The sequence below is a fragment of the Shewanella sp. MM_2022_3 genome, from assembly GCF_022557375.1.
Classification (GTDB): Bacteria; Pseudomonadota; Gammaproteobacteria; order Enterobacterales; family Shewanellaceae; genus Shewanella; species Shewanella xiamenensis.
In genome coordinates this window covers 1-13,220 of sequence record NZ_JAKZGV010000027.1, presented here as the reverse complement: position 1 = coordinate 13,220, position 13,220 = coordinate 1, and the positions used below count along the sequence as shown (strand labels likewise).

Below are 13,220 nucleotides of genomic sequence, written 5' to 3'. Positions count from 1 at the left end.
ATTCATCCTACGGCTTAACTGATGCGGTTAAGATTGCCTGTAATTGTGGTAAATCTAGATGCTCGGCTAGTACATCAGCCAAACGATTCAACTGTTGTTCGCGAATTTCATTGATATCAATTGCTTGTGCGTCTTCTAATCCCGCCCAGCGCAGAATTAACTGGCACGCCTCAGGGCTGTCGAATAGCCCGTGTAAATAAGTGCCTAGTACTTGCCCGTCCTCACTTAAGCAGCCGTCAGCAAAAGACTTTTCCGCCTGTTCATCATAAGTTAACTCATTGTTCAAGCGTAATGGTGCGCCCTTGGCGGCATCACTGGAGGTGAGATAGTGGGACTCACCGCAGTGGATCTCATAACCTTTGACCGCCACAGTCTGCCCTAACAATCTCAACTCGCCTGCGATGCTACGTAACTGCTTTTCGGCTTTAAATTCGGTGGTTATGGGTAAATAACCCAAACCTTGGCTAGTCCCGAGCACATCTTCTATCCCTAACGGATCGGCAATGCGCTCACCCAGCATTTGGTAACCACCGCAAATTCCCAGCACTTTACCGCCGTAGCGTAAATGCTTAGCAATTTGCTTATCCCAGCCTTGCTCCCGCAAAAAAGTCAGATCGGCTCGGACATTCTTACTGCCGGGTAAAATAAGTAGATCGGCGTCGATCTCCGGCGTCTGAGCTAAGGCTTGCGTCTGGAGTGACACATAATCAAAATCGATATCGGGATGCAGCCTGAGGGGATCAACATCCGTGTGATTACTGGTGCGCGGATACACCAGCACTCGCACCTTAAAACGACTCTTGGCCTGCTTAGTTGGCGAGTCAGTCAGCGCATCCTCGGCGTCTAAGTGCAAATCATGCAAATAGGGCAGCACGCCTATTACTGGCTTTTGCGTATACGCCTCAAGCCAATCAATACCAGGCTGCAACAGGCTGATATCGCCGCGAAAGCGATTGATCACAAACCCCTTTACCCGCGCCTGTTCTGACTCGGATAACAACGCCAAGGTCCCGACCAAATGGGCAAAGACGCCGCCTTTATCGATATCGGCAATAATAATCACGGGGCAATCAACCGCTTCAGCAAAACCCATATTGGCAATATCCCCTGCACGCAGGTTGATTTCAGCCGGGCTCCCCGCCCCTTCAACCACTATGGTGTGATATTGCTGACCTAGGCGTTCAAAGGAGTCCAGCACAGCATTAAGGGCCATGGCTTTATAATCTTTCGATTTTTCTCCAAAAAAAGCCGAGGCTTCGAGTGTCGTTAACGCTTTACCCTGGACAATAATTTGGGCGCCCGTATCTGAACTGGGTTTGAGTAAAATCGGATTAAAATCAGTATGTGGCGCTAAATAACAGGCCGCGGCTTGCAGCGCCTGTGCGCGGCCAATCTCACCACCATCAACAGTCACAGCACTATTAAGCGCCATATTCTGTGGTTTAAAAGGCGCGACGTTGACACCCTGACGGGCTAGCAATCGGCAAATTCCCGCCACCAACGTACTTTTACCCGCATCTGAGGTGGTGCCCTGCACCATTAATACTTTCGCGCCTTGGGACGATGTTTGAGGCAAACTAGCGGTTGACGTTTGATTGGTTGCCGTGGGATCAGCAACATTATGTGAATGCATGGGCAAGGACATCACTCAATAGATGAAATAAGATAAAAGGCTGATTATTTAATACGAACTAAATGCAAAAGCGGCTCAAAATAACATTCACAACTTGATTTAAATGCACCAGCTCATTTAAGCGTCAGTGGTAAACCCGCCACCACTAAGGTCACATTATCCGCAACCGCAGCAACATCTTGGTTTAACCAGCCAGCTTCATCCACAAATTGGCGACTCAGTTCCCCCAAGGGCACAATGCCTGAGCCTACTTCATTACTGATTAAAATCACCACACCTTCAAGTGTATTTAACGCACTGACAAAATCCGTTTTTGCCTGTCGCCAGTGGGCTAACACATCGTGTTGAGATGATGTCGCAACCGCTAGAGCAAAATCTGATTCGGTCGAAGCTGGCTCAGCCTGTGGGTGGACAGCAAGTAATTGATTGGTTAACCAAAGCGTTAAGCAATCCACCATAATCACCCGCCCCGGCTTAGCTAAATGCTTAAGCTTGGCGGTTAATGCCAAGGGTTCTTCAATCAACTGCCAGTCGATATCGTCCTGGGCACGACCATCTTGATGCAAACGGATCCGACTGACCATTTCAGCATCGAGTGCCTGCGCGGTTGCGACGTAGCAGGCATCGAATCCTAAAGCCGTATACTGGCGTACTAAGGTTTCACCGTAACGGCTCTTACCGCTGCGAGCGCCGCCCAGCACTAAATGGATCACAGAATGCTACCTACAACGAGCAGCACGAAGTAACACACAATTTCACAAATTTGCTGCGCAGCGCCTAAGGTATCGCCTGTATAGCCGCCAATTTGACGTCTAAAGATCACCACGATCAAACGGCGCAATCCGATCATAATCAACAACAGCGACAGTGCAGCAATCCCCTTTAACACCAACAGCACTAACACACCACTGGCGATCAAAATAAACAGTTCATTAATGCCTTGGTGCTGCGCTAACGGCTTAGATTTACTGGACTCATCATCGCGCACATATTTTTCGGTGAAAATAAGGCTCGCGGCCACGACTCGACTCACAGTATGGGCGACAATCATCGCTGAACCTGCAACCACAGGGTCATAAAGCGCTAATTCAACCAATAATTGCCATTTAAGCATCAAGACAATAATCAAGGCCAAAGCACCATAACTACCAAGGCGCGAATCCTTCATAATGCGCAGCTTGTCTTCGGCCGTCCAACCGCCACCAAACCCATCGAAGGTATCGGCTAACCCATCTTCGTGGAAACCGCCCGTTAACAGCACGCCCGTTAACATCGACAGCAATACCGACACCCCAGCGGGTAACCAATTTTGAGTCAGCCAAAAAACGATGGCGCTTAACAGTCCCACCAGTAAACCCACTAAGCCAAAGTAACGACTGGCTTTATTGAGTTTATCGGCATCGACTTCGACCCATTTGGGCATAGGAATACGGGTAAAATAGCCCATGGCCACAAAAAATAAATCTATCTCTTTGTGCCAGCTTTCGCGTTCTGACATAAAGCATCCTTAGTGAATACACACTTGCTGCAGGGTTTAAAGTTAAAACGATTGGCTAAACGTTATTATTTTAAATAAGTTAGCAGGCACATCATACAACAGCCTCAATCCCTGCATCACTAAAACTCGCCATTTGATTGTAAAAATTTACTGCGGCTTGAATTAACGGCAATGCTAAGGCTGCACCCGTACCTTCACCTAATCTAAGCCCCAAAGATAACAAGGGTTTAGCTTGCAAATATTCCAACATACGTTGATGGCCTTGCTCCTCGGAGCAATGGGCGAAAATCAGATAATCCCGTACATTAGCATTGATCGTCACCGCCACTAATGCGGCGGCGGTCGCAATAAAACCATCCACAACCACCAACATCTTGCGCTCAGCAGCAGCCAGCATGGCACCTGTCATTTGCACAATTTCAAACCCGCCAAGACAAGCAAGCACTTGTTTTGGCCCACTAAGCGCACTTTGATGCGATAGCAACGCCAACTCTACCAAGGTTAACTTACGCGCTAAAGTGTCGCTATTAATGCCTGTACCGCGCCCCACACAGTCAGCTACATCTAATTGCATAATCGCCGCCATAATTGCCGCGGCAGAGGACGTGTTGCCAATCCCCATTTCACCAAACGCAACCAGATTACAACCCGCTTGATGGTGACGCTCAATAAGCTCCCGCGCCATATCAAAGCCCTTATCCACACTCGTTAAAGGCATGGCGGGTTCCAAATGAATAGCAGCAGTACCCGCGCCAAGACGTTGATCGATAATCCCTTCTAGCCCCTCAACGGGTGTCAAAATACCGCAATCGATCACTTCAAGCGTAAAACCTAATTGGCGACAAAACACATTAATGGCCGCGCCGCCGTGGGCAAAGTTTTGCACCATTTGGTGGGTGACTTCACTTGGGGCAATCGAAACCCCTTCAGCGGCAATGCCGTGATCCCCTGCAAACACCAACATGGTCGGTTTGACTATCTGCAATTGTTGTGGCCCTTGAATGCGAGCAATTTGTAATGCTAAGGATTCGAGTTGTCCCAAGGCACCTGGCGGCTTGGTTTTAAGATCGATTTTTTGTTGAATAACCTGATCCTGCGCTTTACTCACAGGCTCGATTTGAAATGACAGGCTTGATTGAGACATTCACACTCCAGTGACTAATTCGATTTCAATAACTCGTTCGATTTCAATAACTCGTTCGATTTCAATAACTCGTTCGATAACAACTACGACGCATACAGCGGCTATTTTCCATACACACTTAGTACTAAATTAGCTAATCCTCTGCGAAAAACGCGAGTTCGATTAGTTGCGCCGACGCAAAATCAGCAAAAAGAAAAAACTACCTATCGAGGCGGTGATAATCCCAACGGGCAGTTCTTGATTGCCCAGCAAACATCTCGCGAGCACATCAATCCACACCATAAACAAGCCGCCCACTAACGCGGTGAGCAAAATGGGCTGACGCCCGGGAAATAACAAGCGCACCGTATGGGGGATCATTAATCCAACAAAACCTATGCCACCACAGGTCGCCACTAAAACGGCGGTAATTAGTGAGCAGAGCAATAACATATTGAGGCGTAATTTAGGTACATTCACCCCTAAGGTGTGGGCCGTTTCATCCCCCGCCTGCAGGGCCATAATCTGCCGCTTCCAACCGAGGATGATAAAAAAACTCACCAATACAACGATAGATGGCAAAATTAAGAGCGGCCAACTGGCCTTAGCAAAACTGCCCAAACTCCAAAAAAGCACTGATGCCGTGGCCTGCGGGCTGGCAAAATACAACAGCAAGCTGGTTAATGCGCCAAACATAAACGATGTTGCCACCCCAGAGAGCAGCATGCGCTCAACTTGGCTGTTGAGCCCAAGCCCTGACAAGGCGAGAACAATAAGAACGGATAAACTGGCACCAATAAAAGCGCCGAAAGGCAAACTAAACCACAGGAGCCCAGCAAACATTCCAGAGCCACTAAAAATCCCCGAATTGGCAATAACGCCCGCATTACCGAATAGACCAGAGCCAGTAAACAAGGTCAGCATCACCACAGCGCCAAAGGAGGCACCTGAACTGATGCCAAATAAATAAGGGTCAGCAAGCGGATTGCGCGTTACGGTTTGCAGCACACTGCCCGCTAAAGACAGCCCCGCCCCCGCCACAAACGCGAGCAATATCCGTGGCAACCTTAATTCCATCACAATCCGCTCCGTCATCGAGGCGGTAGTTGACGCATCGTCGTTGGCGAAAAATTGATTGAATAGTTTAATAAACACATGCAGCACATCTAAAAAGCTGATATTTGCCGCGCCAAAACTGGCGGCCGCAATCGGGGTCAGCAGAGCAAAACCCACCAAGCCAAGAATCAGCCATTGCTGGCGGGTTAATGGCGTTAAAATATGGGTTAAAAGATTCATCATTATCAGCTTAAACGTGTCAATCATGGCGTGTTTATCTCCCCGTTGATGTTATGGGGAGCGGATACAACCACATCATCCGTCGGTGATTTTTGATAACCATAAAAGTAATTAATTAAAGGATTGGCATGTTGTGGATGGGGCATCACTTGGGCGCAAACCCCAAAAACTTGGGCAATGCGCTCCTCTGTTAATACCTCACTCGGCGTACCCATGGCGCTCACTTGCCCCTTATCCAGTAGCAGCAAACTATCACACAGGGCACTTGCTAAATTCAGATCATGAATAGAGGCAATGACACTAATACCAAGGCTTCGAACCAGCTCCAAAATTTGTATTTGATAGCGCACATCGAGGTGGTTTGTGGGTTCATCTAAAATCAGTAACTGAGGTTGTTGCACGATAGCGCGTGCAATCAGTGCCCGTTGTTTCTCGCCGCCAGAGAGCCGTTCATATTGCTGATAGCGCTTATGGCTAAGACCTACCTTTTCAAGCGCCTTGATAATTTTTTCACTATCACCGCTGGAATTAGTATCGAACATTCCTTTGTGGGGCGTGAGCCCCATAGCAACGAGTTGCTCTGTGGTCATATCAAAATAGTGCGGCGTATCCTGCTGCACCACAGCTACTTTACAGGCAAATGCCTTGGGCGAAAGCTCGTTAATGTCCTGCGAAAACAAACTGATTTGCCCCAGAGTTGGGCGAATAAAACGATATATACAACGCAGTAAACTGGATTTACCCGCACCGTTAGGGCCGATTAATCCCAGCATTTCACCGCGTTGTAGGGCAAAGTTAATCCCAGAAAGAATGGTTTTGCCTTCGATGGTCCAACTTAATTGGCTGACATTGAGTGCCACATTAGTTAGCACCGCCGAAGATTGCACATCTGTTGACGTGGAAGGCTTCATTAAAAGCAGCTCCCACAGGCATATTTTGTACCCAAACCCAGTAGCACCATGGGCCACAGGGCGAAACGTATCAATATCATTTTCTGCTCCCTCGAGTCACCCGCTCGAGAACTAAGGCTGCGCGCAGCGAAAACAGAAATAGGCAGGTCTCCTGACTTGTAGCAAAGAAGGTTCTAGGTTCTAGGCACTTCTTTTAACTACTCACAGTTGCGGGTACAGTTCGGGCTGGCTGACGGGCAGCACCCCGATTCCCTATTATGTTTGGGTTGATTCGGCGTTTATAACGACTATTGCCTTAAGCGAATAGCGCAGGATAAAGCGAAATTCCCAACACCTATTTCTGCGACATTTAAACTTAGCGAACACAATGTGCTATCTGGCTCAAACGTCAGGGAAAAGCATTATCCTATATCTTGCTCATTAGGCAATGCAGTTTAAATCAGAAAATGTTCATCATCCCATTTAGCATGAGATTTCTAACTCAATCAGCATGGCCCGATGGCCAGTCTAAGCGCCAGTATCGAGTTCCATGTTTATCTTCGAGTACATTAATCGTCACCACCGCGGCAACCGGTAAAGTCAGTTGACTGTAAAACCCTACCGTTCTCACCGCCCCCAACGCTCTTGCCATTAAATGACGGATCACTCCGCCGTGGGTCAGAATCCAGATATTGGCTGTGGGTACATTAGCATTACACTCGCCGTGGGCCTGTTCATCATCCAACGCCAGCAGGGCAAACTCTTTATTGAGGATCTGCTCTATTGCGCCATCGATACGAGCCTCGAAACTTGCCATCGTTTCACCATTGGGCGGCGACACGGCCCAAGGATCTTGCCAATAGGCCGCCATGCGCTCGCCATCCTGTTGATATAACTCATCGAGCAAGCGACCATCCCAATCGCCAAAATCCATTTCTTGTAGATCCTCAAGCAGGTTGACCTCAAGCGGCGAAGGCGTTGGTGCAGCTAAATGTGAACTCTCAGACAAGCTGGAATGCGGCTCCAGCGCCAACCCCTTGGCAAATTCAGCGCAGCGCCTTGAGGTAGAGCTGTAAATACCGTGGCACTCTCTGGCCTGCAAAGCGACGGCTGCCAACATCTGCCGCCAGCCCTTCTCGCTCAGTGGAACATCGACTCTGCCACGTAAAATGGCCCCGCCCTCGCATTCCCCATGGCGTAACAGTAATAAGCGAACTTGTTTCATATATGCCTTTTAAAAATCTTAGGACCTAAACTCTAGATTCTAGATTCTAGATTCTAGATTCTAGATTCTAGATTCTAGATTCTCGATTCTCGCTCCTAATGACTTTCACCTTGCCCTGACAATCCGATGTCGCGTATTATGGACGTCTATACGTTTAAATGTCCAAAACAAAAGCTCACGACGTTAATAATAAAATGCAATGTAGCGCACAATTGCGTACTTTGGACTCAACTTAGCTGTAGTAAAGGTAATCATTTATGGCGATATCTCTCCATCGAGCCAGCCAAACACTGGCAGACATTCGCAACCAGTTGTCAAAGCGCATTCTGATTTTAGACGGCGCCATGGGCACTATGATCCAAGGCTACAAGCTAGAAGAAGCCGATTACCGTGGCGAGCGTTTCAAGGATTGGCATACCGACGTTAAGGGCAATAACGATCTTTTAGTGCTCACGCAGCCACACATCATCAAACAAATTCACACCGACTACCTATTAGCCGGTGCCGATATTATTGAAACCAACACTTTCAACGCCACCACTATCGCCATGGCCGACTACGATATGCAGTCGCTGTCCGCCGAAATTAACCGTGAAGGTGCGCGCCTCGCCCGTGAGGCCTGTGATGAAATCGAAAAAGCCACGGGGAAACCACGTTATGTTGCCGGTGTGTTAGGACCCACTAACCGTACCTGCTCTATCAGCCCAGATGTGAACGATCCTGGATATCGCAATATCCACTTTGATGAGTTAGTGACCGCTTATTGCGAATCGACCCGCGCGCTGATTGAAGGCGGCGCCGATATCATTATGGTCGAGACCATCTTCGATACCTTAAACGCCAAAGCCGCGCTATTTGCCATCGAAACCGTGTTCGATGAACTCTTTGGAGCAAATTCGCCAGCGCGTTTGCCAGTGATGATCTCCGGCACTATTACCGATGCCTCGGGTCGAACCCTGACCGGACAAACCACCGAAGCCTTTTATAACTCCCTTCGTCATATCAAACCCTTATCCATCGGCCTTAACTGCGCACTCGGGCCAAAAGAGCTACGCCCCTACGTCGAAGAACTGTCACGCATCGCCGAATGTTATGTCTCGGCGCACCCTAACGCGGGTCTACCAAACGAGTTTGGCGGTTACGATGAAACCCCAAAAGACATGGCCAGCGTTATCCAAGAATGGGCCCGTGAAGGCATGCTCAACATTATCGGCGGCTGCTGTGGTAGCACGCCCGAGCATATTAAGGTCATTCGCGAAGCGGTGGAACCGTTTGCACCACGGGTACTACCCGAGATCCCCGTCGCCTGCCGTTTATCGGGTTTGGAACCGCTCACTATCGACGCCCAAACCCTGTTTGTGAACGTGGGTGAACGTACCAACGTCACTGGCTCGGCCAAATTTTTAAAGCTGATCAAAGAAGGCAAGTTCGAACAGGCGCTCGATGTCGCCCGTGAACAGGTAGAAAGCGGTGCGCAGATCATCGACATCAACATGGACGAAGGCATGCTCGATGGCGTGGAGGTGATGCATAAGTTCTTAAATCTTATCGCCTCTGAGCCGGATATCAGCCGCGTGCCGATTATGATCGACTCCTCAAAGTGGGAAGTGATTGAAGCGGGCCTCAAATGTATTCAAGGCAAGGGAATCGTCAACTCTATCTCCTTGAAGGAAGGCGAAGAGAAGTTTATCGAGCAGGCAACCCTCGTTAAACGCTACGGCGCGGCGGCCATTATTATGGCGTTCGACGAGCAAGGCCAAGCCGATACGAAGGCACGCAAAGTCGAAATCTGTACCCGCGCCTACCGCGTGCTGGTCGATAAGGTCGGCTTTCCGCCCGAAGACATTATCTTCGACCCGAACATCTTCGCCATTGCCACGGGTATCGATGAGCACGATAACTATGCTGTCGATTTTATTGATGCCATTAAAGAAATTAAGGCCACCCTGCCCCACGCGATGATTTCGGGCGGGGTATCGAACGTGTCGTTCTCCTTCCGCGGTAACAACCCAGTGCGTGAGGCGATTCACGCAGTATTCCTGTACCACGCGATTAAAGTCGGTATGGATATGGGGATTGTCAACGCGGGCCAGTTAGCGATTTTTGACGATATCGACCCAGAGCTTAAAGTACGGGTCGAGAACGTGGTGCTCAACCTACCTTGCCCGGTTGAGGGCTCGAGCAATACCGAGCAATTGCTTGAGATTGCTGAAAAATTCCGTGGCGATGGCTCAAGTGCCGCCAAAAAAGAAGATTTAGAATGGCGCTCATGGCCAGTTAATCAACGTTTAGCCCATGCGCTGGTGAAAGGCATCACCGAATTTATCGACGAAGATACTGAAGCGGCTCGCCAGCTTGCCTCACGACCACTTGATGTGATCGAAGGCCCGCTGATGGACGGTATGAATATCGTCGGCGACCTGTTTGGCTCAGGCAAAATGTTCCTGCCACAGGTGGTCAAATCCGCGCGGGTGATGAAAAAGGCCGTGGCCTACCTCAATCCCTTTATTGAAAAGGAAAAAGTCGCAGGTCAGTCGAACGGTAAGATTTTGATGGTGACCGTAAAAGGCGATGTGCACGATATCGGCAAAAATATTGTTGGCGTGGTGCTCGCCTGTAATGGCTTTGAAGTGTTCGATTTAGGCGTGATGGTGTCGGTAGAGCGCATTCTTGAGGCGGTGAAAGAACACAATATCGATATTATCGGCATGTCAGGGCTTATCACCCCAAGCCTTGATGAAATGGTGCATAACGTCAAAACCTTCCACCGTGAAGGGCTCACCATTCCAGCGATTATCGGCGGCGCAACCTGCTCGAAAATCCATACCGCGGTGAAGATTGCGCCCCATTATCCCCATGGCGCGATTTACATTGCCGACGCCTCCCGCGCCGTGCCCATGGTCAGCAAACTGGTCAATAACGAAACCCGCCAAGCGACCATTGATGAAACCTACGCCGAGTATGACGATATGCGCACCAAGCGTTTATCCCAAGCTAAGCGTAAGGAAATCGTCTCGCTAGAGGCCGCCCGCGAAAACCGCTGCCAGCACGACTGGGCCAATTACACACCGTTCACACCCAAGGTGCTCGGTCGCCAAGTATTTGATGATTATCCATTAACCGACTTAGTAGACCGTATCGACTGGACGCCCTTCTTCCGCGCGTGGGAGCTGCACGGCCATTACCCTGAAATCTTAACCGACAAAGTAGTCGGCGTTGAGGCGCAAAAGCTGTTCGCCGATGGTCAGGCGATGCTTAAAAAAATCATCGAAGAAAAATGGCTCACCGCCAAGGGCGTGATTGGGCTATTCCCCGCCAATACTGTCAACTTCGATGATATTGAGCTGTACACAGATGAGACTCGCACCGAGGTTGAGCTGACCACCCATCACCTGCGGATGCAACTTGAGCGAGTCGGTAACGATAACTTCTGTCTCGCCGACTTTGTGGCGCCCAAAGACAGCGGCGTTGCCGACTATATGGGCGGTTTTGCGGTCACCGCAGGTCATGGGATTGATGAGCATGTCGCCCGCTTTGAGGCGAACCATGATGACTACAACGCCATTATGCTCAAGTGTTTAGCCGACCGTTTAGCCGAAGCCTTTGCCGAGCGGATGCACGAGCGCGTGCGTAAAGAGTTTTGGGGTTATGCCGCCGATGAGCAGCTCGATAACGAGGCGTTAATTCGTGAGAAATACAAGGGCATTCGCCCTGCACCGGGTTACCCCGCTTGCCCGGATCACACCGAAAAAGGCCTGTTGTGGGAACTGTTAAAGCCGAATGAAACCATTGACTTAAACATTACCGAAAGCTACGCCATGTTCCCCACCGCCGCAGTATCGGGCTGGTACTTTGCCCACCCGAAATCCCGCTACTTTGGCGTGAGTAATATTGGTCGCGATCAGGTGGAGGATTACGCGAAGCGTAAGGGGATGACTGTTGCAGAGACGGAGAAGTGGCTAGCGCCAGTGTTGGATTATGACCCTGAATAGGGAGTGATCCAGAGTAATCTGGATCGGACTTACGCTAACGCGGTTTGAAAAGCTGATTCAAACTTCGTTTGAATTTTAACTCAAAATCAAAGTCGTGGGGCTTCACCCCACACCCGATGTTGCTGGTTCGTTTTGCATTGCGAACTAGCAACCATATCGCTGTAAGGTGATGATGTAACTCATTGCCTGCCGCAGGCTTTAGCACTGTTACCCCAGTGACACGCCGTACTTATGCTTTAAAAAAAGTATCCTTGTAGGCTCTACTAAAACATCCATGTTTTAGAAGGTCACTGGTGCAACAGTGCCCTATCTGGTGTACCCATCAGTTTCAGCATATATTTTGTGGGCTAATTAATTCAAATATTAGCCACAAGAAGAGTGGCTTCGTACTAATCAGTAACTTCGCAGGGGATGGGTGAACTTCTGTAAGGTTAAAGTTAACTTTTCACGTTGAAAGAGCTATGCCTGTCCGTCTTTTAATTATCCTGTTATTTCGATGGATGTCTATTTTATTTAGCCTATTTAACAATCGTGTCCCATTAAATCTTATATCAATCCCACCACAATAATAGTTCATCGCTGACATCAAGATATGTTTCCAACTGCTCGATAGTACCGCAACCTTGCATAACGATATCAGGACAGAATGCATATATTTCTTGGGCTAACCTATGAGGATCGCTGCTGTAGTTTGTAAACTTGATGAGCACCCAATCAAAACTCACGCCAATCACACTGCAAACATCCCAGGTTTTAAGCCTTTCTATAATATCTTCGGTACATAAACCAAAATTATCGGCTCGTGTTTTTCTATAACGGAGCACATCCCAAATTTCAGCACCCTTAATTACTGCCATCCCCTTGCCATAAGTATGTGAGTCGTTCATAAAAAGAAGGTAACCTTTAGACTCGAATTCATACATTAAATCGCTATAATCCCTAAACACAGATCCATAATTGGGAGGTGTCTGGAAATAAGCGTCGGGGATAGGAAAAAAGATGCCTTCACATGGTGCGTCTGGTGATTCATAAGTGTTGTCTTCATGGTGTATCTGTAACAGCGGTTTAGCTTCACTTTTAGCTAACTTTTTTAGTTTCAAAATCAAATCTGGATCAAAGTCCAAACTTGAAAGCAATGCACACTCTGATTCCGAGAGAGTAATACGATCCGTTATACGCCTAGCGGCATCTCGCTTGGCTTTAAAGGCTTTCTCTGCCATTATAAACTTGTGCCTTTGCTCAAGTTCGATAGCGTCAGAAGATTTAAACACTCTTGCAATAATTTCCAATACGATGCAGATGGCAATAATAACTAATAGAGATAGTGCATAAAACATGAGCTTATTTCCCTTTAACACTATTTAAGCGCCCTTGAGCATTATTTCAAAGATAATATGACTTAAAAATTTATATAATCTCCTTATATATTAACAATATTATAAAATTATCAAAATATCGAATGCAAATAGTAAATCACCCTCACATGTCACAAGAACAAAGAATGCGCATAATAAATATCGAATCATTTTTAATTATCTAAATTTTTTCTGAATTCAGCAAAGA

The 13,220-nt window shown here is 48.2% G+C and carries 9 protein-coding genes and 1 riboswitch; of the genes, 1 reads left to right on the top strand and 8 read right to left on the bottom strand.

The features are described from left to right. Positions 1 to 7 precede the first annotated feature (7 nt). The 7 genes from MMG82_RS13770 to MMG82_RS13740 all read right to left on the bottom strand — a co-directional run bounded on the left by MMG82_RS13770 (position 8) and on the right by MMG82_RS13740 (position 7,665). The gene (locus MMG82_RS13770; RefSeq protein WP_241406991.1) at positions 8 to 1,540 is read right to left on the bottom strand and encodes a cobyric acid synthase; all 1,533 of its coding nucleotides are present in this window, start codon (positions 1,538 to 1,540) and stop codon (positions 8 to 10) included. A 206-nt stretch (positions 1,541 to 1,746) separates the two neighbouring features. Beyond that, the gene (gene cobU / locus MMG82_RS13765; protein ID WP_047538322.1) at positions 1,747 to 2,346 is read right to left on the bottom strand and encodes a bifunctional adenosylcobinamide kinase/adenosylcobinamide-phosphate guanylyltransferase; all 600 of its coding nucleotides are present in this window, start codon (positions 2,344 to 2,346) and stop codon (positions 1,747 to 1,749) included. Further along, positions 2,343 to 3,131, bottom strand: coding sequence for an adenosylcobinamide-GDP ribazoletransferase (locus tag MMG82_RS13760; protein ID WP_037414785.1), 789 nt, complete (start codon positions 3,129 to 3,131; stop codon positions 2,343 to 2,345). The genes cobU and MMG82_RS13760 overlap by 4 nt, the downstream gene beginning before the upstream one ends. Before the next feature lie 91 nt (positions 3,132 to 3,222). After that, entirely contained in the window at positions 3,223 to 4,275 is a 1,053-nt protein-coding gene (cobT, locus tag MMG82_RS13755) for a nicotinate-nucleotide--dimethylbenzimidazole phosphoribosyltransferase (RefSeq protein ID WP_037414788.1), read from the bottom strand. 162 nt (positions 4,276 to 4,437) lie between these two features. After that, positions 4,438 to 5,577, bottom strand: coding sequence for an iron ABC transporter permease (locus tag MMG82_RS13750; protein ID WP_099456906.1), 1,140 nt, complete (start codon positions 5,575 to 5,577; stop codon positions 4,438 to 4,440). Beyond that, positions 5,574 to 6,461, bottom strand: coding sequence for an ABC transporter ATP-binding protein (locus tag MMG82_RS13745; protein ID WP_241406985.1), 888 nt, complete (start codon positions 6,459 to 6,461; stop codon positions 5,574 to 5,576). The genes MMG82_RS13750 and MMG82_RS13745 overlap by 4 nt, the downstream gene beginning before the upstream one ends. Before the next feature lie 123 nt (positions 6,462 to 6,584). Further along, a riboswitch (cobalamin riboswitch) is annotated at positions 6,585 to 6,767 on the bottom strand. Between the two features lie 175 nt (positions 6,768 to 6,942). Next, positions 6,943 to 7,665 (bottom strand): histidine phosphatase family protein, encoded by a 723-nt coding sequence (locus MMG82_RS13740; protein ID WP_241406984.1) that lies wholly within the window; start codon positions 7,663 to 7,665, stop codon positions 6,943 to 6,945. Positions 7,666 to 7,922: 257 nt separating this feature from the next. Here MMG82_RS13740 and metH point away from each other — a divergent pair, with 257 nt between their 5' ends. Next, positions 7,923 to 11,657 (top strand): methionine synthase, encoded by a 3,735-nt coding sequence (metH, locus tag MMG82_RS13735; RefSeq protein ID WP_241406983.1) that lies wholly within the window; start codon positions 7,923 to 7,925, stop codon positions 11,655 to 11,657. Positions 11,658 to 12,208: 551 nt separating this feature from the next. Here metH and MMG82_RS13730 read toward each other — a convergent pair. Then, on the bottom strand, positions 12,209 to 12,994 hold the full coding sequence (locus tag MMG82_RS13730) for a DUF4253 domain-containing protein (protein ID WP_241406982.1): 786 nt from the start codon (positions 12,992 to 12,994) through the stop codon (positions 12,209 to 12,211). Between the last annotated feature and the right edge of the window lie 226 nt (positions 12,995 to 13,220).